Genomic DNA, 24,323 nt, shown 5'->3' on the forward strand with positions numbered 1-24,323 from the left:
AAGGGTGCCAATCTTGGCTCATCAATTTTCTGACAAATATTTCTCAAATAAACTTCGAGTAATTTCTACCATCAATCAATGAAAATAATTTCGATCGATCAACCAGTAAAAATCCACACAAGTTGTTCTTCATAATCTCTTAATGATCTTCTTACTGATTCGTCACCAGCAAGCTAGGTCGGCTATATTACGCTTTCTTTTCAGAAAGTCAACCAGTAAATCAGATTATTTTTAAACTTATCAAATAAAACCCAACCCAATCAAACTCAACTAAGTTACTGTTTTATCAGAAGTTTTAATCTTCATCACCGCCGATGGATGTGCATTCTACAGGATTCCCAACCCAATACAACCCTTATTTTTAAATAATTCAGCAAAATCATCACGATTGTTTATTTATTCTACAAAAATCGCGCTTTTCTTCATTTCTTGAGCATTAAAGGGACTGAATTGGATAAATGACTTAATCTTTTTTCAGTTTTATTCTGTTCTTGAAAGCGTAAAGGCCGGCAATCTATGTATTCACAATAACCCCCTTCCCCATTTTCGGTTTCTTCATTTATTTTCACTTGATAACTAAAACTTCCTACATAGCCCGCTGCCAGGCCAAATTTAAAATCTCCACGACTTTGACCTTGTACCCAGATACAAGTACCGTCTGCATTTTCATAACACCATTCAAATTCGCGCGGCAAATACATACTTTGCCGATTGGGTGTCGTGACACACGGATAAACACGATGAACTTTAAAATAAACTTTTCGATCGAACATTTGGGTCCGCATGTTTTTTAAATCACGGAGATATATCCGCGACTGAACAATACGATTAAAACCATCCCGAATCTGCGCCAACAACAGTTGCCTGTTTTCACTGAGATTAATAATTTGATAAGTCAGGAAGGCCAAAGGTAGATAAGGAAAGTTAAAACTCCGCGCGTATTCAAAGCTTCCAAGACCATCGATCGTATACTGCTGCGCTTTATAGTTCACCGTTCCCTGACAATGACACAACAAAGACCAGTGATCTGCCAAGGAAAAACGCATTTGGGTAAAATGAGAAATCAGTTGAGTGGTCTGAATATTTAAATCAAAACTGAGTTCCGAGTCAGAACGCTGCAAACGAAAATTTGGAAAACTTCCACTCAATTGCTCCCGATCCAGAAACTGAAACAGACCCGATTTAAAATGACAGTCCTGCTTGACCGAATAATGATGCAATTGCCCCACCATATGCGGACTCGAACTGCAAATCACGGTGGCGGTATCTAAGGCTGTGGTTTCGATTGCACTGGGGTTTGCCAGCATGGGCGCATTGGGTTGCCCGATAATACTCAGAAAGTTTAAATAATAGAGCGGTGCCGGAAGTCCGGGGATCATTAATCCTTGATGAATAATTTTATATTTTGAGGTAGGGCCATGATAGGCGGGATAGCGCGAAACAGTAGGAGTCTGATTCAGCTGTTTCGAACGATCTAAAAAATCTTGAAGAAACCGCATCTCAGACTCCTTATATTTTTATAATGTACTCGATCTTTTTGCCATAAAGGTGGTTACAAAACCAGACAAGGCATAGAGAATAGAAATGACCAGAATGCCAACAGGAATATTATAAGTCATCGCTGCAAAGACGAATACGGCAATTGGTAGGACAAAAAATGGAACCCGTTTACGTTCTACAGTTTTGAATGAATAATATTTGATATTGGAAATCATCAACAAGCCCACCGCAATAATGACCACTGCATTAATGACCTGAAGAGAAGGTTCACGAATATCAAAGATTTCTGGAAAATCCAGACCGACCCAGACCAACGACACAATCATGATGGCAGCCAGAGGACTGGCCACACCGATAAAATAACGTTTGTCGACTACGCCAATCTGTACATTGAAACGTGCCAGACGGAACGCAGCACACGCGGTATAAACAAAACAGGCTGCCAGACCAATACGGCCCAAATCACTCAAGCCCCAGCTATACATCAAAATAGCGGGAGCCACACCAAAAGCCAGCATGTCAGAAAGAGAATCGAACTGTTCGCCGAATGGACTTTGTGCACCAATGGCACGTGCCACACGTCCATCCAACCCATCTAGTAATGCCGCAATAAAGATTGCGTAAATGGCTTGCTGAAAATCACCATTCATACTGGCAATAATCGAGTAGAAACCTGACAACAACGCGGCCGTTGTAATCAGGTTCGGCCATAGATAGATGCCTCGACGCTTAACTTTTTGCCCTTCCTGAGTATGCTCCTCTTCTTCCACCTCAAAGGTGATACCATCAAAAGGCACTTCAGTTGAAGAGTCGCGTTCCGGTTTGCTTATATTTGTCATTCTTGTCGATCCTAGCTATGACCTGATCTTTGAAAAAATTACTCGCCCACTAACCAACGAACTGCAGCGTGACCACCATTTTCACTCATGCGAAGATGCGGGAATAACCACTGTAATGCTTCATCAGCATCTTCAGAAAATTTCCAAGGTGGGTTAATCACCAGCAAACCACAACCGTTCAAACCTACTGGAGTATCATCCGGCCATACACAGACTTCACAAACCAGTTGACGGCGGATACCGGTCTTGAACATTTTCTTCTCGAAGCGTTCAATCATGGCACGGTCTTTAATTGGATACCAAACGGCGAATACACCTGTCGGCCATTTCTTATACGCGGCAACCAGCAGTTCGACCAACTGCGGGAAATCTTTACGCTCCAGCTCATACGGCGGATCGATCATCACCAGACCACGTTTTTCTTTCGGTGGAATAACCGCTAACAGACCTTCGTATGCATCACGTTCATGCAAACCCGCACGCTTGTCAAAAATATTATGACGAAGTTGCTGGAATACATCGCGCTGCATTTCAAAAATGGTCGCTTTATCAATCTCACGCATGCCTTCTAAAGCAAACCACGGTGAACCCGGGTAAGCACCCTTACCAAAGTTTTCACGCATGTTTTCAACAATTTTCAAATATTGCTGTACGCCTTCGGGCGCATTACGCTTGATCGAATCATCCAGCTTAATAAGACGATGAATACCGTTTAAAAACTCACCTGATTTTTGCGCTTCGGCAGTCGATAAATCATATTTACCTGCACCACCATGTGTATCTACATAGCGATAAGGTTTGTCTTTTGCATTCAGTCGAGTCAACAACTGAAGCAATAAAACGTGCTTCATGACATCGGCAAAGTTGCCTGCGTGGTAAGAGTGACGGTAATTCATGTTTCAATTATTCCTAAGATCAATTGCTATTTTAACATGAAAAACTATTTCGTTCAGAAACGATTATTGCACTAAAATAGCGGACCTTTTTTTACCACACTATCGAGAATTGAAAAAATGGAAGCAGTTATCATCCCAGGGGATTGGAATGTTGATCAAATCTTAGATGATTTAGATCAACATGGCTTTAGTATTGTTGACGATGCTTACTCTAGCGAATATCAACATGCAGTGAGTCAAGAATGCTTAAGCCACTTAAACGAATTTCGTAATGCAGCCATTCAAAATGGTGTCGTTAACAACATCCGTAGTGATCATATTCTTTGGTTACAACCTGAATTTCAAATTTCCCACCGACACATTCAAACCCTTCAACAATTTTCTCAAATTTTAAACCGCGCGTTTTATTTAGGCATCAAAGATGTCGAAGCGCATTTCGCTTGCTATCACGCGGGTGAGTTCTATGCCCTGCACCGTGACAACCCCCAAAGTAAAAATGGCCGGATGATTTCCAGTGTGTATTATTTACATGACCAATGGCAGAAGGACTGGGGCGGTGAACTGCGCCTGCAGGATAAAGAGGGCCAGTGGCATATTATCCAGCCAAAACCAAACCGAATGGCGCTGTTCCAGAGCGATTTATTACATGAAGTTTTAATCTCTAAACAGCAACGTCTATCTATTACCGCCTGGCTAAGAAGTGATACCTCACTGCTCTAAGACGCGCTGCCGCTTTAAATTTTAATTTTTAACCTCATATAGCCATTATTGAGAAATGAGGATTGCGTTGATGCGATTAACAACCAAACAGATTATTCAACGTCTGGGTGAAACTGACCAATTGTATTTAAAAGGCAATACGCCGGAATTAACGCTTGAACGCGCTGATCTTCGTTTACAGCTGGTGACTTTAAGTGAACTGCGTCAGGAACAGCGACATTTCCTGCAAGAAGCTGTAGTGTTGCTGGAACAAGGACGGGTAGAATTTGAAGAAATGCCGCTGCGCATGTATATCAACCTATCTTTGCATCTGGCCAAGGCCTATATGATGTTCTTTGAATTGACCAAAGAGCACCATTTCGCCCTGATTACCCAGCAAATTCTAAAACCAATGGCGAGTTATGAACATGGCGATATTTATTTCTTCCTGGCCTATGCCAGCGCCAGTAAAAATGAGCCGGCCCTGACCCGTCACTGGTTAGGTAAATACACTATGACTGCCGAATTTGAGCTGGAATTATTACAGCAGCATCATGCATTTAATGATTATCGTCAGCACGAATGGTTTAACAAAATATTAAAAAGTAAAATGCATTAAGCCAAAGAACAAAAACGCCTCAGATGAGGCGTTTTTTAATGCAAGTTATATCGTCTTATTCTAGATATCAGAAAAGCTCAGGAAAAATGATTAGGCAGGTTGGCGTCTATAGGCGTCCATGTGCAGTTGCTGATTCAGTTCATCGACCCAAATTGCCCAATCATCATCTTGTACCAAATGACTGATCAACAATGAACGTTGAGCTTTATTCCAAAACGGCGCATCGTGCAAGGACAACCCTGCTGGCAGTTGATGGGTGCGTACATACAATTCAATAGCCGCAGGACTATTGGCGAGACCGAGCTGAGAAAACAAGAGCTCTAAGGATGGTTGGTTCTTTGCGAGCATCGCGCCCTCCTTATATCAGATAAATTGTAATTATTTATAGATCTAACTTATAAGATAAGACAAAAAAAACCTAGTCCTTTGACTAGGTTTGTTGTTTCTTTTTGTATGAATGCATTTAAACGCTTTGTTTGTCGCTTTCCACATGTAAAAGCTGATTTAACTTGTCAATAATGACAATCCATTCATCATCTTGGTGCCAATGTTCACGCAGGAAGGCACTTTGTCCCTCACTCCAGAATTCGGCATCTGGCAATGCGACTTCAGATGGCAATTGATGGGTATGGGTAAATTGATTAATTGAGGCTTCATCAGAAGGCAAACCCAATTGTTCAAATAATAATTCTAAAGTTAACTGTTGTTCCGTAAGCATAAATAGACTCCATCGTAGCGTTAAATTATGAGCGTGTTGAGATTCGAATTCTTAGGTTGATTTATGGCTGGGTATGTCACAGGAACCTGAACCCTCTGCCTCAATATGTAATTGTTCATTTAACACATCGACAAAAATGGCCCAGTCATCATCTTTCTTCCAGTGACTGATCAGAAAGTCATGCTGTGATTTACTCCAAAAAGGAGCTTTATGCAGTGGCACATCCATACCAATTTGATGCGTACTAATAAACTCATCAATGGCTTCCGGACTCGAATCCAGACCCAATTGTTCAAAGAAAAGTTCGAAGGTAGCGCGTTGCTCTAACATCTGAACCTCCATCTTTTTATCTATAATCTTGTTTCTACCTTAGATGGCTCATAGCGAAAACTCAGTTGTCTCTCCTTCACAGCTTGTTATTTTTTGTTGATTAAAGTGAGTGATATAAAAAAAGCACCCCAAATGGAGTGCTTTTTCAACTTAATCTGAAAAGATCAAATTATTTAAGCATGTCAGCAATTGCTGCGCGCTCTTCTTCAAGTTCATTCAACGTGAAGTTGATACGCTCTTGACTGAATTCGTCGATTTCTAGACCTTGAACGATTTTGTATTCACCGTTTTCAGTCGTTACAGGGAAACCGAACATTACGCCTTCAGGAATACCGTAAGAACCGTCAGAAGGAATACCCATAGTTACCCATTCGCCGTTTGTACCAAGAGCCCAATCGCGCATATGGTCGATTGCAGCGTTAGCAGCAGAAGCAGCAGAAGACAAACCACGTGCTTCGATAATCGCAGCACCACGTTTACCAACAGTCGGAAGGAATGTATTTGCATTCCATTCTTGGTCGTTAATCATGTCTTTAACGCTTTCGCCGTTAATTGTTGCAAAACGGTAGTCGGCATACATGGTTGGAGAGTGGTTACCCCAAACTGTAAGATTTTTGATGTCTTTAACCGCTTTACCAGTTTTAGCAGCAATTTGAGATGCAGCACGGTTGTGGTCAAGACGTAACATTGCAGTGAAGTTTTTCGCTGGAAGATCTGGAGCAGATTTCATTGCGATGTAAGCATTCGTGTTTGCAGGGTTACCAACAACTAGAACTTTAACGTCACGGCTTGCAACTTCGTTCAATGCTTGACCTTGACCGATGAAGATTTCACCGTTCACTTTAAGCAGGTCAGCACGTTCCATACCTGGACCACGTGGACGTGAACCAACTAATAACGCATAGTCAGCATCTTTAAATGCAACTTTAGGATCATCAGTACCGATCATGTCTTCTAGTAATGGGAATGCACAATCTTGAAGCTCCATCATTACGCCTTTAAGCGCTTGTTGAGCTTTCTCAAAAGGAACTTCGAGCAATTGCAAAATCACTGGTTGATCTTTACCTAGCATTTCGCCGCTTGCGATACGGAATAATAGGCTGTAACCAATTTGACCTGCAGCGCCAGTAACGGCAACACGAACTGCTTGCTTCATCTAATTATCTCCAATTGAGGATATTCAATGCGATTAAATAGTTAGTATTTAATCTAATAATCGTAAACGCGAAAGATTGTACTCCAATCCTTTGCCAGATGCATATAAAAGAGGACGGATTTCACCTAAAGTCTGATAGGAAATATAAATTAAATCGGCAAAAAAGCTCAGTATGTTCCTTTTATTGTGACAGTTTTTGGGCATGTATTAATAATGTTGGCAGGACAGGATTTGTAATTGCCATTGGGGCGATAACAGACCTTGATCGAGGTAAGCACGCTAGCTGACTGAGTCTGCTGGCAGTTGAATCGCAAGGCATTGCCCGGTAATTGCGGATTAATTTTCAGGAATTTGGCTCGCAATGTATCGACAGAAATCGTGATATTTTCCTGTTCCGTCAGTTCCGCAGGCACTTTGAGACGATCTGCATAATTGATAATCGTCCGGAAATACTGACTGGCATTCATCGGCACGCAGCCACCGATATTGCGCCATAAAATTGTCCGGGTATTGTCATCCGGCATGATCCTGGCCACTACCTTGGACTGCAGTGGTGACAGTTTCGCAGAGCTATTGGTCGTACAATTTTGTGATGTGGTCTGAGGATATAAGCCGGAGATATTCAGCGAATAACCTTCCAGACATTTTCGTTTCTTGGCATATTCAGGGTACAGGCTACATAGGGCCGGGACCATTTGTACATCCATGACATAGTCTGTCGGCGCAGCAAACGCTGCCGGACTGCTGGCCAAAAATACAAGCGTAACCGATCCAGCCCAGACTCGACGATCCTTCATTATTTTCATGAATAAATCACCATCCCCCAATAATTTTAATTTTATTGTGTATTACGTAATGGTATCAGTTGCATGCGTTTACCCACTGACTGTGCCCCCTGTCCTAACAAGATACCGTAATGCGTGGCATTGGTCATGACATGTTTCACATAATCTCGGGTTTCAAGTAAAGGAATACTTTCAGTATATTGATCTGCGGCAATCCCCTGAAATTCTGGCTGCCAGCGGCGGGCACGGTTTGGGCCAGCATTATAACCTGCCGTTGCCAGCACCGGACTATCGCTGAGCTGACGCTGAATCGTAGATAAATAGAATGTTCCGTAGCGAATATTGGTATTCATATCGGTAAGTGCCGCCGGGTTATAAGCTTCACCCATTTGACGTGCCACTAGCTTGGCCGTATCCGGCATAATCTGCATCAGACCACCCGCACCGACATGTGAACGTGCCACAGTATTGAAACGGCTTTCTTGACGCATCAAACCGTAGGCCCAAGCCGGATCTATGCCCGCATTACGACTATGGCTGACCACGTAATTCTGATGTGGCATTGGAAAACGATAATTGTAGTTATGTTTGTTCGCGGTACGGTCGGCAGCATAAATGGCGCGATCATGCCAGCCCATGTCCATGGCACGCTTTGCCGCAGCCAGCAACAGGTCATCATCTTTCTTTAGATAAGCCTGACGCACTGCCCAGTTCCATTCACGGTTAATGTAGTTCTCCGGTGCGCTGATATTACGTAGCGTGAAAGCACGGCGGAAATGAATATCCTGTTCCAAACGTTGCAGGGCCTGATTGGATGGCTGCGCTGGATTTGGTGTACTCGCAGTCACCTGCCCCAGCTTGTCGCGTGCCAAAAGATTGTGATAGTCATCTCCGGTCGCCAGCTTACGATAAATACTTTCTGCTGCCTGTTTGGAAGCACGGTCAGCACGTTGTTCGCTGGCACGTGCCAGCCAGTATTGCCAGCGATCTTCCTGCTTCTGGTTGACGCTCATGTTGTCAATCGCACGGATCAGGCTTTCCCATGCACTAAAACGAATTGCCTGACGCGCATAAATCTCGGCTTCTTCCGGGCTAAATGGCAGACCATAGCTGGCATCTAGCGCATTTAACACTTCACGGTTGAAGTTGTTTTTCATCACTGTGGTACCACCGATATAACCGACAGCACGATATAAGGCGCGTTGTACCTGTACTGGTGTACCTTCCGCGGTCCGCTTGACGATAGACAAAGCTGAGTCCAAATCGCTATCGGCCAGACGTCCCAGCGCATAAATCAGATAGGCATGCTCTGCCGCAGTACTTTTAGGCGCAGACCACAAATAATTAGTGGGATTGGCCTGAATCGAATTCAGTTGTGCCAGAGACAGATTTAGACCAATGCCTTGCGCTGTCGCAATGGCCTGACCTGACTGTCCGGCACGAAGTTGTCCCCAGAGTCGCTGCTGACGGTCTTCTGAGGTCATGAGTGGACTGGATAGCATCATCCGGCCTAAACCAGTACAAGAATCAGGCTGGCTATTGGTAGTTAACCAGACTTCTTTAAACTCGGCATAGACCAGTTCATCGCCAGCTTTGGCGCGCACTTGTGCCACTGCACAGGCTTCGGCAGGATCAGCATTGGTTACATAAGGCAATACCGGTTGAGCAGTACTAAAGTCTGCCATTTTTACCTTTTCTTCGACATAGTCTGCTGCCAGCTTTTCAGCCATGGCGGATTGAGGGTAACGCTGGGCAAAACTGATAATCTGACTAACAGGCTGCATGGCAAGATTCTGGTTTAAAATCCAGTATTCCGGATAATAGCCCAAGGCATCATTCTGCATAGACAGACGATATTGCTGTAACAGTTCAGTATTACCTGCATTGGCTGCACGCAAGGCATCATTAAATTGTTCTTCTGCTGCCTGTGTACTCGCTGAACAGATACATGCCACACTTAAAGTAATTAATTTATAGTATTTATACATAGTTTTAGTGTGTTTCAACATCCCTTTGCCTTCTATCATCGATTTTATGCTTTGCCCATGTTGCATATCATAAGAGCTAGTTTGAAGATTATAACCAACTCTATTGTTCAGTTATGTAACCTTATGATTAAGCAATATTAATCTACAGACAATTTTTGCCCATAAATCAATATTTTTCCACAGTTAATTTGGGCTATAAGTTTAAGCGACTTTCCTGCTAAAATATGCGCCTTTCCAAGATTTCAGTCTGTGAATTGAATTTTTATTCACCTGTTTGATGCATCAATCAGGCTGTTCGTTCACTCTTTCAACGTATTACCTTGTAGGAGCCTACATGACGGTTCAAACCTTCATTCCGAATGGTGCCCCAGCTGCCTCAGAAAACACTGTTACCCAGCCAGCGCACACCCCTGTTAGCGATGCTTCAGTCAAGAAACTGTACATCGAAACACAAGGGTGTCAGATGAATGAGTACGACAGTCACCGTATGGCAGACCTGTTAGGCGATTCTCATGGCTATGTGCTGACCACCGATCCTAAAGATGCCGATATTCTACTGATGAATACCTGCTCGATCCGTGAAAAAGCCCAAGAGAAAGTATTCTCCGAGCTAGGCCGCTGGCGTAAGCTTAAAGATAAAAATCCTGATCTGATTATTGGTGTCGGTGGCTGTGTGGCATCTCAGGAAGGCGACAACATCCAGAAACGTGCCAATTATGTCGATATGATTTTTGGTCCACAAACCCTGCACCGTTTGCCGCAAATGCTGGATCAGCATTTTGAGCAGATCGAAAAGCCGAAAAAAGAAAAAATCAAACTGGTGGATATTTCCTTCCCGGACATCGAGAAATTCGACTTTTTACCTGAACCGCGTGTTGAAGGTTATAAAGCTTTTGTCTCGATCATGGAAGGCTGTTCTAAATACTGTTCTTTTTGTGTGGTGCCGTATACGCGTGGTGAAGAAGTATCTCGTCCACTGGATGATGTGCTCGCTGAAATTGCGGGTCTGGCAGAAAAAGGCGTGCGTGAAATTTCACTTTTGGGTCAGAACGTAAACGGTTATCGTGGTGAAACTTTTGAAGGCAATATCTGTACCTTTGCCGATCTGTTACGTTTGGTTGCAGATATTCCGGGCATTGGCCGTATTCGTTATACCACCTCGCATCCACTGGAATTTAATGACGACCTGATACAATGCTATCGTGACCTGCCACAAATGGTTTCACATCTGCATCTGCCGGTACAAAGCGGTTCCAATGATGTGTTGCAAGCGATGAAGCGTAACCACACCATCGATGTCTATATCGAAAAGATTAAAAAGTTACGTGCAGTTCGCCCTGACATGCACCTATCTTCAGACTTTATCATTGGTTTCCCGGGTGAAACAGATGAAAACTTTGAAGAGACTTATCAGTTTATTCAGGATCTGGATTTTGACCATTCTTATAGTTTTATCTATTCAAAACGCCCGGGTACGCCTGCGGCAGAACTGGAAGATACGATTTCTGAAGATGTCAAAAAAGAACGTCTGGCCAAAGTTCAGCAATGGATTAAGCGTTCAAGCATTGACAAGACGGATGCCATGCTCGGGACCATCCAGCGTGTACTGATCGAAAAAGTTTCTGATAAAGATCCGAATATTCTGGTCGGTACGGCGGACAATACCCGTTATGTCAACTTTATTGGTGACCCTGCCTGGGTAGGCCGCTTTGCCGAGATTGAAATTACCGAAATTAAAACTTTGAATTTAGTTTACGGTGAGCTCTTGAATCTTGAGCCTGACGTGGCGTAATGTAGAGCATATAACGCACACTTCATAAGGAACACTCTTGACTGCAGCGATTCGACGTACAGTAGCTTTTCCTGGAATTTCGATGGACCGTATACAAGCCATGTTAGGTGCCTATAACGGCCATTTGAAGCAAATTGAACAACGTTTAGACGTCAAAATCTCCCATCGTGGAGAAAGTTTTATTATTGATGGTGGAATCGATGCCGTTGAGAGAGCCGAAATGCTCTTGCAACGTCTTCATGAAGAATCTGAACATAGTCAGCAGATTAGTGCAGATACTTTACATCTGATGATTCAGGGCAGCCAGACTGACCGTGAACTTCAGCAAGATCTGGACGATCAGGAACATACGGGGCTGGACAATGTCTGGCTGCAAACTCGTAAGGGCCGGATCAATCCGCGTGGTGCCAACCAGAAACGTTATGTACAGCGCATTCTGCAAAGTGATATTTCTTTTGGTATTGGCCCTGCGGGTACAGGTAAAACCTACCTCGCCGTTGCGGCTGCCGTGGACATGCTGGAGCGTAATGAAATTCAGCGGATCTTGCTGGTTCGTCCTGCGGTTGAAGCCGGTGAAAAACTTGGTTTCTTGCCGGGGGATTTAACCCAGAAAATCGATCCGTACTTACGTCCCTTGTATGACGCGCTGTATGAAATGCTCGGCTTTGAAAAAGTGGCCAAACTGATCGAACGCCAGGTGATTGAAGTCGCTCCGCTTGCTTATATGCGTGGCCGTACCCTGAATCATTCTTTCGTGATTCTAGATGAAGCGCAGAACACCACCCCAGAACAGATGAAGATGTTCCTGACCCGTTTAGGTTTTGGCTCACGTGCCGTGATTACGGGCGACGTAACTCAGGTGGATTTACCGCGTGGTCAGCAATCCGGCCTGTCACATGCCTTGCGTGTGATTGATAAAATTCCTGAAATTCATATCACTCGTTTCCATTCGCGTGATGTAGTACGTCATCAACTTGTACAGAAAATTGTTGAAGCCTACGAAGGCTGGGACAGTGAACAGCAGCGTTTAAGTGCTGAAGCACGTGCCGAACGTAAAGCACGTCAGGATGCCTTGATCGCTGAAAATGATGCTGCGGCAGACGCACAGCATTAAGCTTTAAACTTAAGGATTTGTGTTGAAACTTAGTCTTTCCTTACAACAGGACTTTCAGTCACCTGAACTGGTACTGAAACGAGCCTATATTAAAAAAGTTGTAGAAACCACTTTACGTCATATCGGCACTCAAAGTGATTGCGAAATTGGAATTGCCTGTGTTGATAATGACGAAAGTCATAAACTGAATTTGGAATATCGAGGCAAAGACAAACCGACCAATGTCCTGTCTTTCCCAAGTGAACTTCCAGATGAAATGGCGCAGTTTCTGGATGCATTTCCCATTGGTGATCTGGTGATCTGTATTCCTGTAGTACTGGCGGAAGCGCTGGAACAGCAAAAAGTACCATTAACGCATTTCACCCATATGCTGGTACATGGCACTTTACACCTAATGGGCTATGACCATGAAACCTCGGATGAAGATGCTGAAGAAATGGAAGGCATTGAAATCGAGATTCTGGCCAAGCTGGGTTTTGAAAATCCTTATCTAGAACAGAACTAAAATTTCTTCATAAAAAAGCGGGCTAAGGCCTGCTTTTTTTATTGTTTACCCTCACCCCAACCCTCTCCCATAAGGAGAGGGAGTTTTAATACCTATAGCTCAATGATAGTTCTCTCTCCCGTTGGGAGGGAGTTAAAGGGAGGGTTTACAAATGAATAAAATGGTCTAACGCACCTCAAATTCTGCTTCTGCCGGATCAAATCGCCAGGTACGAATCACCCGCAGTTCGGAAATTTCTTTCATTTTACTGTCGAAAGCACCAAATGGTGCTGCCTTACGCACGGAAGCTTTGGCTGCTTCGTCCAGCATGGCATGTCCTGAACTGTCAATCAGTCGAATGGCACGAATTCCGCCATTCTGGTTCAGGATCACCATCAGCCGCACTTCCCCTGCTAGATTCTGTTGTTTTGCTGCTTCCGGATAATAACGGTTACCATAAAATTCCACTTTTTCACGGAACTTTTCCAGATATGCGGCCGAAACATCCTGCTTGGACTGAATACCATCCACAGTCTTAATTTTTTGCTGACGACTGAAATTTTGCTGACGCTGTAAATATTGCGCTTCCAGACTGGCGACCATGGCCGCTTTGGCCTGAAACTGGCTCTGTAATTGCTCCTGCATTTTTTTACGCTGATTTTCTTCCGCCTGCTTTTGCCAACTCAAGGTGGTCATCAGGACTTTTTCTTCAAAACTGAGTTCCTGTTGCTGTTGCAGCATATCTAGACTTTCTTGCAGTTCTTCACCTGCATGTTGCTCCATTAACGGCGATGGCATATCACTCGACATGCGATGAGCTTCTCTAAACTGGCCGGAACCCTGCTGGTCCGTTTGGGCCAGAAAATCAGCATGCTCAATTTTTTCATCAGTCTGGCGCAAGCTGACCGCGATTTCTTTGGTACTGGTATCCCGATCTTGCGGCATACCAAATTCCAGTGTCAGCACGATCAAATGCAGAATGCCTGCGGCAAGCAACGCACTGCTAAACACTGGATCTTTCCACCAAGTTCTGACCAGAGGCATGAGTATCATCGTTTTTTCACATTCGCCTAAACTCAATAATGAGTTCAGCTCCCCAAAAAAGTATTTGAAAGATTAAAAATAAACGGATTCGTCATTTATCTTTTTAAAATGCCAAATCCATCAAATCTTCAACGTTACATAACTAAAACTATAAAAATGGTGCTATTTATTTTGCTAAACTTCAAGCATGAACGCTTGTATTTTTCATACAATTCGACAAGATACATCCCGAGTCAAAAATAAAGTTGCCAGGACGCTTCAGTATGCAAACGCTAATTTCCAATATTTCCAACCGAATCCGCCAAGTGTATCAGAGGGCGGAAGGATTTATTGAAGATGAGCGTGAATTTCCCCTATCGCAAGTATTCCTGAATGCAACTTTTCAGCGCTTTGTCACAGACAATGTCGATGCCTTGAAAGACTTACACGCAGATTTACATGAAGACTGGCTGCGTCTCTACGCAACCCTGGATTATAAAGGCCTGATTGTCACTTTATCGGTTGATTTGAAACTGGTACAGATGGAATTGAATAAAACCACCCAGTTGATCGTTTTCGAGCAAATTAGTGATACCCAGCTGATTGAAGCCAAATATCCAAATATGCTGTATAAACTTGGCGTGCGTTTCGGCTTGTTCTTCTATCAACGTGTCTTCAATAAAGATCCGTTGGGAATGATTCTGGAAAAACTGGGGGTAATTAAAGTCATCGATGACTTGCTCTATCTGGATTTAAATCGCTGGTTAGGCAAAAGCCGATCGGTCATTGATACCTTGGGCAAAGTTCACGTGAATCATGCAGTGCTACGGGAAGCCGAACTGGTGGTGATTGGCAATGTCAATCTGGCCGCCCTGTTTAGAAAACTTTCCCAAGATCAGGAAGAGAACTGGGATGAAGACAAGATGGATGACAACCGGGTCACCCCTATCAAACAGAAAGATCCTTCTTAAATCATGTCAAACGTAGTTTTTGAACAAAAGTTCCATAAAACTACATGAAATATACATTTTTGGCAGAAATATCCCTTCAACTTCCATATTTTGCCCAAATAATAAAGGGTGCAATAAATGATATTTTTTGCCCGTTTAACCAATATAGGAAAATAACTGATGGCGAAGACTGTATTCAAAACTTTAGTGATGACCACGGGTCTGAGCAGCGCGATACTGTTCACTGGTATTTCTAGCCAGGCTTTTGCCATGACTCCTTTTCAGGCCAGTTATCAATTTAGCTATAATGGCAAGAACATGGGTTCTGCAACACGGACTCTAAGTAAATCTGGCAATAACTGGACTTATGTCTTTGCTGCAAAAGCTGGAGGGATTGCCTCTGCAACCGAAACCAGCCGCTTTACTTTTAATAATGGCAAGATCGGCTCAAGCAGTTTCAGTCGCAGTAGTAAAGTATTGGTGCATAACAACACTATGAGTATTAATTTCAATCCTTCCAGCAAAACTATCAGTACCAAGAAAGATGATGAAAAACGTTCTTTTGCCTGGAGAGCAGATGTTCTGGATGAGTTGAATGCGGAATTGCAGATCCGTGAAGATTTAAAAAATTCAGGCCTGAAAGCAAATTACTACATCGCTGATGCTAAAGAAGTTGAAGGCCGCAAGTTTGTCAAACAGGGTTCAGAGACTATAAGTACCAAATACGGATCTTTTAATACCATTAAAGTGGTGATGAAACATAGCAAACCAGGTCGTGAAACCATTTTCTGGCTGGCACCAAAACTTGACTATCTTCCAGTCAAAGTTTCGCATGTCGACAAGAAAACCTCCTATGGTTTACTGTTAACTGACTATAAAGGTGCAAGCAACTAAGTTTTTGGCGAATTTCACTTGATTTTTTCCGGGTGCTTTTTACAATACGCTTTTGCTTGAAAAAGCACCTGCTCTTGAGGATTCTCCCGTGCATGCACTAGAACAGAAAATCTTGGCTGAAGGCATCGTCCTCTCTGAAGAAGTTTTGAAAGTAGACTCTTTCTTAAACCATCAGATTGATCCAGTCATGATGCAACTGATTGGTCAAGAATTTGCGCGTCTGTTTAAGGATGCTGGTATTACCAAAATTATTACGATTGAAGCATCAGGTATTGCACCTGCCGTAATGGCCGGCCTAGAGCTTGGCGTACCGGTGATCTTTGCACGTAAATACCAGTCTCTGACCCTGAAAGATGATTTATATCGTTCTAAAGTCTTTTCATTTACCAAACAAACTGAAAGCACGATCGCGATTTCAAATAAACACATCAGCTCAACCGACAAGGTTTTAGTGATCGATGATTTCTTGGCTAATGGTCAAGCAGCTTTAGGTCTTGCAGACCTGATTCATCAGGCAAATGCAGAAGTAGTCGGTATTGGCATTGTGATTGAAAAATCATTCCAGCCAGGTCGTGATCTGCTGCTTGAAAAAGGCTACCGTGTGGAATCACTGGCACGTGTGAAGTCTTTAGCAAATGGCACAGTTGAATTTGTTCGCGACTAAGCTCGCCAATGAATTTCAAAAGAGCGCTGATGCGCTCTTTTTTTATTGCGTTTTTCTGATGATATAAATTTAAAATATCCAAAACTCGGCTATAGCTCAGCCTAAATTCTTATTTATTCTTCCAGATTTGATCCTAGATAAATGACTTAATCTTAAGCTCCAGACTACTCAATTTCTGAAATAGAGAGTGTCAAACAATAAGTACTTTTTTATCCGATGAATAAACAACAATTTATGTGGATGTTATTATAAAATAAAGAGGCCTAACTATCTGCCAATAGTTAGACCTGTGTTCACCTCGAAAAAAGAGTTTATTTAACAGTCACAGTGATACTACCGCTATTCACAGCACCGATAGCGGTAGTTGTGATGCTGTTGTTAATAGCAGTTTGAGTTCCTTCTGAAATAGCACTGACAGATGCATCAATAGCACCCGCATTATAGGCAATATTCGCTACACTATAATTGCTTAAAGTTTCATTGATTTCCTCACTATAGTCAGTACTCAGTGTCGAACTTATAACTTCCGAGATATCTGAACTATCCGAAACCTCTGATAGCTCCTCTAGAGTTTCAGAATTATTAGTTGCACTGGTTACTGCACTGTAGTCGTAGTTATCCGTGGCATCTGATATGTCTGATACCACCTTATTGTAGCTACCCTGCTCAATACTGATACTACCTGTATTCGCGGCACCAATCGCAGTAGTTTCAATTGTACCTTCAATTGAACTAATGGCCTCTGGTGCTTCTCTTGTAGCTTCTGCAATTGCTTCTAAATCAACGCTTGCATCAACATCACCTGTATTCACTGCAAGATTCAAAGCAGAACCATTTTCAACCTGCTGAGAAATAGAATCCAAGGTAGCTTGCAAGCCTGTATCTAGGGTGACGTCAGTAGGTGTTTCATCTCCTTGGGCATATGCCATACCTGCGCTAGACAGAAAGGCGACGGATAAAGCGATTGTTTTGATCGTGTTTTTCATCGTTGTTCTTCCTACTTTTGTTTTGAAGTACCTCTCGCTAAGTACTCCTTCTTATAATGGGAGCGAGCCCATTTTTAAATATTTTTAATCACGCTGGGTGCTAGACCAGTAATTTTCGACCACCTCAGGATTGGCCTCCCATAGCGTTGTGGTTTTTTCATCTTCTTGTTCTTTATCAGCCTTTTCTTGAGTATCTTTTTCTTCATTCTTTTCATTTGAAGAAGGTGGATGCTGCTTCTTGCTAATATATTTAATCAAGTCCTGTTTGCTCATTTCAGGCTCTGCTTCAGGGTTTTGAATCACCTCGGACTCTTTCTGTTTTGGCGGTTTCGTATCTTTGCTCGGTGAGTTGGTTGACTTATTTTTTTCATTAGATGAGTCTGCCTGGCTTGAGACTGACTCCTGAACAACACTGCTTGAAGCTGTACTATTTTGTCGCTGGTTTTTCTTGTATTTATGCAGAGCGACAGAACTTCGGGTTAAGTTCAATTGACCAAACTCTGGCGGTATCTGCGCACGGCAACTTTCAAATACGGCGGGTGGGACAACCTGACTCAGCAATTCAAAAGTGGCCAGATTCAACATTTGCCGCAAGGCAAAGTTAGTTGCCTCTCGTTCTCCTTTTCCAATCTGAATATTTAAGAGTGTACGACCAGCGAATCTGCCTGCACTTAAGCCATAATCCTGTGCAGCAATTTGCTTCTGCAATGAAACATTGCCCACGACTTTACTGCTGCGGGTATCAGTCAAAGATAAATCCAGACCGACCATAATCCGGGTTTGACTATAATTCGGACCGACACCAGCGATCTGCATGTCAAAACCACCACCCGGAATAAAATCCAGACTGTTAATACTGCCTGTCACATAATAATCAGAAGCCTGGATTTGTCTTGGATCACGAATGCCCCACTTGGCTTCGCTTTCGATAATCCGGGGATCACGCCGGTTCATTAAGCTTACCCCTGCCTGAAACAAGGCAGATTGCACCATATCTCCCGCACCTTGGGTCACCATTTTTCCGCTACCACCATTGGTAACTACATCCTTACCGGTTTGATCCAGAATTGCCCCCACGGAGAAACTCACATCACTACGTAATTGTCCTTTTAGGCAGGATAAAGCCATATCAAAAGGGGTAAAAATATCGGTAATTGGGGGGCCTTGTACCAGGCTAACTGGCTTCTTGTTTGAGGGCGCTAAACCCGTGCAGCCTGTTAAAAAAGAGCTGAAAAGGACAGTGGCACTCACGAAAGATATATTTCTTCTGGTCAAGGAGAAATTCAGCATTGTGATTCTCCTGGTCTGTTACTCAAATTAAGACAGCGCTGAGGATTTTGGTTGGTATTTGAATTGACTGGGGCTTCATTCAGCAATTCACTCGTAATATCGATATTGTTGTCTGTACCCTCTACATTGATATTGTTGGTCGGGGTATTTACCGTGCCGATGGAAGTGGTTGAGGTGCTATGAACGGTGGTTTTACCTAATCCGGAATAATAGTCTGACTCCTTGAGTTCGATCAGATTAGCTTGAACTAGATTCTCATTGGAACGGGCACTGGATGATTTCCAACGCTGAGTCCACTCATCAGAAGTGGCATAAGCGTTACTCAGAAAACATAAACATAATAAACCCAGATTGATAACTAATATTCTCATAATCTTAATATCCTCTGATTTAAGATATTTATTTAATTTTTCATTTAAGTAAGATTAAATTTATCTAAAAAATATTAAATCACATAAAATTATAAAATGTAAAACTAATCCCTATTCACATATTTTTTTGTTTCATTTAAAAATATAAAGTATTGTTTTTAATTAATAAATAGACTTCTTGCGTTAGTCAAATTTTAAGCAGTCGAAAGCTATATTTTATGAGGTTTTAGCCAATTCAAAAATTAGATAAAACTATACTTTCGCAAGAGGTCTAATATTTGTTTATTATTTTTGATTTGTAAGAAATCATTATATAAATTTTTTTTGAATATAAGTTTTATATAAAAAACTTGATTAAGATAATATAATTTTTATATTAGTAATAATCAAAAATTTATCTAATAAAGATTAGAATTATCATGCTTTTTATATTTTAAAAGTCGTAAATTTTTATTTTATTGGAACTTCTATTTAATAATAATAAATGTCACACATTATTTAAAATATAATTAATCAATCACAATGAAAGTTACTTATAAAGAAACGCCAATATTCAGGTGCATTTTGGCTGAAAACTTAAATAGACCCGATAAGAACTTGTTTGCATATTTTTCGATATTCCTTCCTTTTTCATCTCGAATCTAGAAATAGTCTGTTCAAGACGCAATATTTAGAATTTTAGAATAATGAAAGAAGAACATTTCTGATGATCTTGAGATTTGCCATTTTCTTAAGACTGTTTGAGAATTGCTTTAATCAACAGAGAAGGCATATATTTACAGCTGAAATACAATGTTTTAGCGTGAACTCAACTAGAATCAAGTCAATATGCAATGCCCCTGATTCGAGCATTCAGAGCTTATACTGTGTTGTTGTATGTTATGAATAAGTGCTGATCAGGGCACAAATCCTATTCCCGATAAACCTAAAACAAGCACATCTCAATCCTTGATGGAACAATCTATGCAATGTCCTAAATGTGGCTCAGCTGATATCGAACAGCGCGATCATGAACAGAATTTAAAGAAAATTGGCGGCATTCTCATGAGTTCAGCGGGTGCAACTGCAGGGACTGTAGGTGGCGCTGCTTCGGGTGCATCCATTGGCGCTGCGATTGGTACGGTAGCCGGACCTTTAGGTGTGATTGTCGGCGGAACCGTAGGCACTTTTGTCGGTGCAATCAGTGTCGGAATTACCGGCGGTGTGGTCGGTAATTTTCTGGGGAAAAAAGCTGGGGTTTCTGTCGACCGTAATCTGTTTCAGGATTATCAATGTCTGAAATGCAAATACAGATTTAGTCAAAAAGATCAAAAAGATCAAAAAGATCAAAAAGATCAAAAAGATCAAAAAGAAGCCTAATAAAATTCAGGAAATGAAGTTCATCCTTCATTTCCTGTGAGTGTTTTTCAGACTCGATTGAGTTTCAGTACCACTTCACCTAAACGCTTGCCTTGTACTTCACACAGAATTTTTTCATCCTGACTCAAGCCCTGATCATGCCGTGGGCCGCTAACATGACTAGCACCATAAGGTGTACCACCAGTTTTGGTATTCGAGAGTGCCGGTGTTGCATTGCTGAGCCCCATAATCATCATGCCATGATGAAACAACGGCGGCAGCATGGTCAGCAAAGTACTTTCCTGTCCGCCATGCATGGAACCTGATGCCGTAAACACGCAAGCCGGTTTACCGTGTAGCGCTCCATTCAGCCACAGACTCGTGGTCTGATCCCAAAAATATTTCATTTCAGAAGCCATGTTGCCAAAACGGGTCGGTGAACCAAGCGCCAAACCGGCACACTGCGCCAGATCGTCTAGAGTACAGTAAATATCCCCTTCTGCCGGAATACTGGGTTCAGCGACTTTTACCACGCTGGATATATTTGGAACTGTCCTGATTTTTACTGCCACGCCTGCCGCTTCAATTCCATTGGCAATCAAATGCGCCATTTCTTTGGTTGAGCCATATTTGCTGTAATATAAAACAAGGACATAAGGTTGCATCATGGTTCTTATTCATTACTTAAAAAAATAAAACTATACGATACTTTGCAAGTTTTTTGGTTAAGCTGATGATGAAAATTCATGATGATTAAAAAAATTGAGATTGGATGCAGATGATTGTTAAGTATTTAAAGAAATTACCTTTCTATGAAAAACACTGGTTTCAATTTGTTTTATTTGTACTTCGACGCTTTGAAGCAGACCGCTGTCGCGAACAGGCAGGTTCCCTGACCTATACCACCCTGTTTGCGGTGGTGCCTATGCTGACGGTTTTTCTGGTAATTATCTCTTCCATTAAAGCGCTGGAACCTGCGCGGCAGCAATTGCAACAACTGATCTATAGTAATTTTTTACCCAAAACTACAATTGCCTTTGATAAGGCCCTGAATGCCTTTACCGATAAATCCAGCAATCTCACCATCATTGGTATTCTGTTCTTGTTTGTGACGACAGTATTGATGCTCAGCAGTATCGAAACGGTGTTTAACCGCATTTGGCGCGTGACTGAAACGCGGGGCGGAATTATGGGCTTTATGCGTTACTGGACCATCATTTCGCTCGGGCCGATTTTACTCGGCAGTGCATTTGTGATTTCTTCGACCGTGGCATCCATGAGCATTCTCAGCAATAACTTTGCCGGTTATGAGCTTGATGGCGCTTTTGTCCTCTGGGCGATTTCCTTTTCTTTGACTGTACTCGGATTTTTCATTTTGAACTGGACCATCCCGAATCGCAGTGTACCGCTTAAATCTGCCTTTATTGCCGGTCTATTTAGTGCCGTGGTGTTTGAGCTGCTGAAAAATCTGTTTGGCTATATCATGTCAAACTTTACCAGCTATGAGATCGTCTATGGTGCCTTCGCCGCCGTGCCGATTTTCCTGCTCTGGATTTATCTGTCGTGGATTATTGTGTTACTGGGGGTTGAAATCAGCTATGCCCTGACGGCGTTTGAATCTGGGCAGGACAATAAACGCCATCCCATCGTCATGCTGCTGGATCTGTTAGAATTATTTTATAAAAAGCAGAAAACTGGTGAAAGCATCAGTGAAGCCCAAGCACTTGAGGTCTTAGGCCGGGATGAAATTGGACGCTGGCCGAGCTATGTCGCCATGTTTGAAAAGCAGAATTTGATCAAACGTACCGATGAAAATGAATATGTGCTGGTTCGTGATCTGGATCAGGTCAGCTTCTGGAATTTTTATCTGCAATTACCCTATCCACTGCCACGCAAAAACCATCTCACCAATGCCCAGACTGATGACATCTGGATGCAAAATTTCTCACCTAGATTACAGGAAACCGATCAATATCTGGAAGAAAAACTCAATTTTCCATTGTCCGAACTGTTCCGACATAAATAAAAAAATCCTCTCGCTTGAGAGGATTTTTTTTAACTGATAGCGGTAGATTTCCAGCAGACTATAGCGCCTGCAGTCACCAAACCCGTCCCGATCCAAAAACTGAGTTCGGGTCTGACATCCAGAATCAGCATTGACATGACCGAAGAAAGAATCGGCATAAAATAGGTGGCTAAAATCAGCACCTTGATATTGCCGAACTGCATACTCTGATTCCAGTTACTATAGGCGATGCCAATCAGACTACCCACCACTGCAATTCCCAGCCATAGCTTGAATGTAGGCATGATAAAAGGTTCGTTTAATCCTAAATGTAAGAACCATAAGCTAATTACAGCGACCAAAAAGAAAATCGGTACACCATTTTGTCCGCGGCCATAGGTCCTAGTTAGAACGCAGTAGCAAGGCCATAACAAAGCGCCGAGAAAGGCAAAGCCATAGGCCCAAGGATTTTCAGCTAAAGCCTGCATAAACTTCGGCAGATTAGTGATTTCTGGATTGACCACCAGCATCAGTCCCATCACAGCGAGCAGAAAGCCTGGAATCACCCAGAGGCGAGCCTGCAACTGTCGGGCAAAAATCGAAAAAACAATCATCAAGGGTGGCCACAGATAATTGATCATGGCAATCAGCATCACCTGTTCACGATTATCCGACCATGCCACAGCAACCAGAAATAGAATCTCATAAGCCACAAATAAAGCGCCACAACCGAGCAGATAACGCTTGGACATTTGCATGATTTTTGGAAAGCCGGTGAACGCAAAAATCGCCAGACTGCTAAAACTATAAATTAAAGCAATCCCCTGCACTGCACTGGTGGATTCAGTAATCAGTTTCACTACGGCGACCAGACTGGCCCAGATCAGAATAGAAGACAGACCAATCCAGGTCGCTAAATTTACAGACCAGATTTTCATGCTTGCTCTTGAATGCTTTTATTGATATTCGGTTTTTTCAGCCATCCCTGCAAACTCACTAGAATCACACCCAGCATGACCATACAGGTGCCGATAATAAAATTGATTTCGATATGTTCATCCAGAATCAGTACGCCGAACAGCATGCCGAATACAGGGGTCAAAAAGGAAAATACCCCTAGACGCGATGCCAGATAATGCTTCAGCATCCAGAACCAGATCAGATAACTGGCAAAGGAAATCAGCACGGTATGAAAAACCAGACTGGAAATAGACAACACCGTCCATTGAATGGCTGCTTGTCCAGTCAGAACAGCCAGAGGCAATAACAGCATTCCACCTATCAATAATTGATAGAACAAAGTCTGGGTTGCAGGTGCTTCAGCCAGCCGGCTCAGACGTACACTGACTGTGGTGGCTGCCCAGAATACGCCGCCAAGCAAAGCCAGAAAATCTCCCCACAAGGCATCAGTTTGTAAAGTTGATTCTGTCTGTGGACGTAACAGAAAGCTGACTACAATTCCGCTAAAGGCAAGAAATATTCCGCCCCATTGCACAGAAGACAAACGCTCTGCCGGCAATTTCCAGTGTAAACCCAAAGCCACAAAAATCGGCGCGGTATAAAGTAAAACAATCGTATGCGAGGCTGAGGTATAACGCAGTGCCTCACCAATCAGATAGAATTCGGTTGCAAACAACACACCGACTAGTAATCCTGCAGGTAAATAGCGTGCATTCCAGAGTTGACGGCGCACGCTCTGCTGAATCAGGGGATAAACCATCAGCGCAGACAAGGCTGAACGCAAGGCAATTTGCATCAGGGCTGAAATATCATTCGCGGCCCACTTCAGTACCACCTGTTGTAAACCCCACAACATACACAATACAAACATGATGGCAGATGCTTTGGCATCTAATGCCTGACGCTGGCTCACATACGGTCC

Annotated in this window: 26 protein-coding genes; 10 read left to right on the plus strand and 16 right to left on the minus strand. The window is 42.7% G+C overall.

The window, feature by feature from the left end; translation table 11 throughout:
* Positions 1-422 precede the first annotated feature (422 nt).
* Genes BFN00_RS06875 through BFN00_RS06885 form a run of 3 tightly spaced genes read right to left on the minus strand, consistent with a single transcriptional unit; the run spans position 423 to position 3,235 of the window.
* Complete coding sequence (locus BFN00_RS06875; protein WP_071850826.1) at positions 423-1,499, minus strand: DUF6670 family protein; 1,077 nt, start codon at positions 1,497-1,499, stop codon at positions 423-425.
* An 18-nt stretch (positions 1,500-1,517) separates the two neighbouring features.
* Positions 1,518-2,339 carry a CDP-diacylglycerol--serine O-phosphatidyltransferase gene (pssA, locus tag BFN00_RS06880; RefSeq protein ID WP_005108642.1) on the minus strand — a complete coding sequence of 274 codons (822 nt, stop codon included), beginning with the start codon at positions 2,337-2,339 and terminating at the stop codon, positions 1,518-1,520.
* A 38-nt stretch (positions 2,340-2,377) separates the two neighbouring features.
* Positions 2,378-3,235: a 23S rRNA (adenine(2030)-N(6))-methyltransferase RlmJ gene (locus BFN00_RS06885; RefSeq protein WP_004281423.1), complete on the minus strand. Its 858-nt coding sequence runs from the start codon at positions 3,233-3,235 to the stop codon at positions 2,378-2,380.
* Between the two features lie 117 nt (positions 3,236-3,352).
* On the opposite strand from BFN00_RS06885, the gene BFN00_RS06890 reads away from it, so the two are divergent.
* The gene (locus tag BFN00_RS06890; protein WP_005108640.1) at positions 3,353-3,955 is read left to right on the plus strand and encodes a 2OG-Fe(II) oxygenase; all 603 of its coding nucleotides are present in this window, start codon (positions 3,353-3,355) and stop codon (positions 3,953-3,955) included.
* Positions 3,956-4,025: 70 nt separating this feature from the next.
* On the plus strand, positions 4,026-4,553 hold the full coding sequence (locus tag BFN00_RS06895; protein ID WP_004732201.1) for a hypothetical protein: 528 nt from the start codon (positions 4,026-4,028) through the stop codon (positions 4,551-4,553).
* Positions 4,554-4,643: 90 nt separating this feature from the next.
* On the opposite strand, the gene BFN00_RS06900 is transcribed toward BFN00_RS06895, so the two are convergent.
* From BFN00_RS06900 to BFN00_RS06925, 6 genes are all read right to left on the minus strand, one after another.
* The gene (locus BFN00_RS06900; RefSeq protein ID WP_004645106.1) at positions 4,644-4,901 is read right to left on the minus strand and encodes a DUF2789 family protein; all 258 of its coding nucleotides are present in this window, start codon (positions 4,899-4,901) and stop codon (positions 4,644-4,646) included.
* 115 nt (positions 4,902-5,016) lie between these two features.
* Entirely contained in the window at positions 5,017-5,271 is a 255-nt protein-coding gene (locus BFN00_RS06905) for a DUF2789 family protein (protein WP_004645105.1), read from the minus strand.
* Between the two features lie 51 nt (positions 5,272-5,322).
* Positions 5,323-5,601: a DUF2789 family protein gene (locus BFN00_RS06910; RefSeq protein ID WP_004645104.1), complete on the minus strand. Its 279-nt coding sequence runs from the start codon at positions 5,599-5,601 to the stop codon at positions 5,323-5,325.
* Between the two features lie 169 nt (positions 5,602-5,770).
* On the minus strand, positions 5,771-6,757 hold the full coding sequence (locus tag BFN00_RS06915) for a malate dehydrogenase (protein WP_004645103.1): 987 nt from the start codon (positions 6,755-6,757) through the stop codon (positions 5,771-5,773).
* A 167-nt stretch (positions 6,758-6,924) separates the two neighbouring features.
* Complete coding sequence (locus tag BFN00_RS06920; protein WP_071850828.1) at positions 6,925-7,563, minus strand: ribonuclease T2 family protein; 639 nt, start codon at positions 7,561-7,563, stop codon at positions 6,925-6,927.
* Between the two features lie 32 nt (positions 7,564-7,595).
* Positions 7,596-9,530: a lytic transglycosylase domain-containing protein gene (locus BFN00_RS06925; RefSeq protein ID WP_171260774.1), complete on the minus strand. Its 1,935-nt coding sequence runs from the start codon at positions 9,528-9,530 to the stop codon at positions 7,596-7,598.
* A 334-nt stretch (positions 9,531-9,864) separates the two neighbouring features.
* Between BFN00_RS06925 and miaB the strand changes: the two genes are divergently transcribed.
* Genes miaB through ybeY form a run of 3 tightly spaced genes read left to right on the plus strand, consistent with a single transcriptional unit; the run spans position 9,865 to position 12,941 of the window.
* Positions 9,865-11,322 (plus strand): tRNA (N6-isopentenyl adenosine(37)-C2)-methylthiotransferase MiaB, encoded by a 1,458-nt coding sequence (miaB, locus tag BFN00_RS06930; RefSeq protein ID WP_071850832.1) that lies wholly within the window; start codon positions 9,865-9,867, stop codon positions 11,320-11,322.
* Between the two features lie 37 nt (positions 11,323-11,359).
* Complete coding sequence (locus BFN00_RS06935; protein ID WP_004732214.1) at positions 11,360-12,436, plus strand: PhoH family protein; 1,077 nt, start codon at positions 11,360-11,362, stop codon at positions 12,434-12,436.
* 22 nt (positions 12,437-12,458) lie between these two features.
* Entirely contained in the window at positions 12,459-12,941 is a 483-nt protein-coding gene (ybeY, locus tag BFN00_RS06940) for an rRNA maturation RNase YbeY (protein WP_071850834.1), read from the plus strand.
* 165 nt (positions 12,942-13,106) lie between these two features.
* Here the strand turns inward: ybeY and BFN00_RS06945 are convergent, their stop codons facing one another.
* Positions 13,107-13,964, minus strand: a complete 858-nt coding sequence (locus BFN00_RS06945) for an energy transducer TonB (RefSeq protein WP_171260775.1) — start codon at positions 13,962-13,964, stop codon at positions 13,107-13,109.
* A 263-nt stretch (positions 13,965-14,227) separates the two neighbouring features.
* On the opposite strand from BFN00_RS06945, the gene BFN00_RS06950 reads away from it, so the two are divergent.
* From BFN00_RS06950 to BFN00_RS06960, 3 genes are all read left to right on the plus strand, one after another.
* Positions 14,228-14,914 carry a hypothetical protein gene (locus BFN00_RS06950; RefSeq protein ID WP_071850837.1) on the plus strand — a complete coding sequence of 229 codons (687 nt, stop codon included), beginning with the start codon at positions 14,228-14,230 and terminating at the stop codon, positions 14,912-14,914.
* A 159-nt stretch (positions 14,915-15,073) separates the two neighbouring features.
* Complete coding sequence (locus BFN00_RS06955) at positions 15,074-15,787, plus strand: DUF3108 domain-containing protein (RefSeq protein WP_071850839.1); 714 nt, start codon at positions 15,074-15,076, stop codon at positions 15,785-15,787.
* Positions 15,788-15,875: 88 nt separating this feature from the next.
* Positions 15,876-16,451 carry a xanthine phosphoribosyltransferase gene (locus BFN00_RS06960; protein WP_005094083.1) on the plus strand — a complete coding sequence of 192 codons (576 nt, stop codon included), beginning with the start codon at positions 15,876-15,878 and terminating at the stop codon, positions 16,449-16,451.
* A 311-nt stretch (positions 16,452-16,762) separates the two neighbouring features.
* Here the strand turns inward: BFN00_RS06960 and BFN00_RS06965 are convergent, their stop codons facing one another.
* The 3 genes from BFN00_RS06965 to BFN00_RS06975 all read right to left on the minus strand — a co-directional run bounded on the left by BFN00_RS06965 (position 16,763) and on the right by BFN00_RS06975 (position 19,098).
* Positions 16,763-17,437: a hypothetical protein gene (locus BFN00_RS06965; RefSeq protein ID WP_071850840.1), complete on the minus strand. Its 675-nt coding sequence runs from the start codon at positions 17,435-17,437 to the stop codon at positions 16,763-16,765.
* An 84-nt stretch (positions 17,438-17,521) separates the two neighbouring features.
* Entirely contained in the window at positions 17,522-18,727 is a 1,206-nt protein-coding gene (locus BFN00_RS06970; RefSeq protein WP_071850842.1) for a CsgG/HfaB family protein, read from the minus strand.
* A complete protein-coding gene (locus BFN00_RS06975; protein WP_071850845.1) occupies positions 18,721-19,098 on the minus strand; it encodes a hypothetical protein in 378 nt (125 codons plus the stop codon). The genes BFN00_RS06970 and BFN00_RS06975 overlap by 7 nt, the downstream gene beginning before the upstream one ends.
* Positions 19,099-20,049: 951 nt before the next feature.
* On the opposite strand from BFN00_RS06975, the gene BFN00_RS06980 reads away from it, so the two are divergent.
* Positions 20,050-20,457 (plus strand): hypothetical protein, encoded by a 408-nt coding sequence (locus tag BFN00_RS06980; RefSeq protein WP_171054336.1) that lies wholly within the window; start codon positions 20,050-20,052, stop codon positions 20,455-20,457.
* 47 nt (positions 20,458-20,504) lie between these two features.
* Here the strand turns inward: BFN00_RS06980 and wrbA are convergent, their stop codons facing one another.
* The gene (wrbA, locus tag BFN00_RS06985; RefSeq protein ID WP_071850956.1) at positions 20,505-21,101 is read right to left on the minus strand and encodes an NAD(P)H:quinone oxidoreductase; all 597 of its coding nucleotides are present in this window, start codon (positions 21,099-21,101) and stop codon (positions 20,505-20,507) included.
* Between the two features lie 113 nt (positions 21,102-21,214).
* On the opposite strand from wrbA, the gene BFN00_RS06990 reads away from it, so the two are divergent.
* Positions 21,215-22,462, plus strand: coding sequence for a YihY family inner membrane protein (locus BFN00_RS06990; RefSeq protein ID WP_004645086.1), 1,248 nt, complete (start codon positions 21,215-21,217; stop codon positions 22,460-22,462).
* 29 nt (positions 22,463-22,491) lie between these two features.
* Here BFN00_RS06990 and yddG read toward each other — a convergent pair whose 3' ends face one another.
* Both yddG and BFN00_RS07000 read right to left on the minus strand, forming a co-directional pair.
* Positions 22,492-23,379 carry an aromatic amino acid DMT transporter YddG gene (gene yddG / locus BFN00_RS06995; protein ID WP_004281450.1) on the minus strand — a complete coding sequence of 296 codons (888 nt, stop codon included), beginning with the start codon at positions 23,377-23,379 and terminating at the stop codon, positions 22,492-22,494.
* Positions 23,376-24,314 (minus strand): DMT family transporter, encoded by a 939-nt coding sequence (locus tag BFN00_RS07000; RefSeq protein WP_005108620.1) that lies wholly within the window; start codon positions 24,312-24,314, stop codon positions 23,376-23,378. Before BFN00_RS07000 ends, yddG begins: the two co-directional genes overlap by 4 nt.
* Between the last annotated feature and the right edge of the window lie 9 nt (positions 24,315-24,323).

Origin of the sequence: Acinetobacter sp. AR2-3, from assembly GCF_001878775.1 — a bacterium.
Taxonomy (GTDB): domain Bacteria; phylum Pseudomonadota; class Gammaproteobacteria; order Pseudomonadales; family Moraxellaceae; genus Acinetobacter; species Acinetobacter lwoffii_D.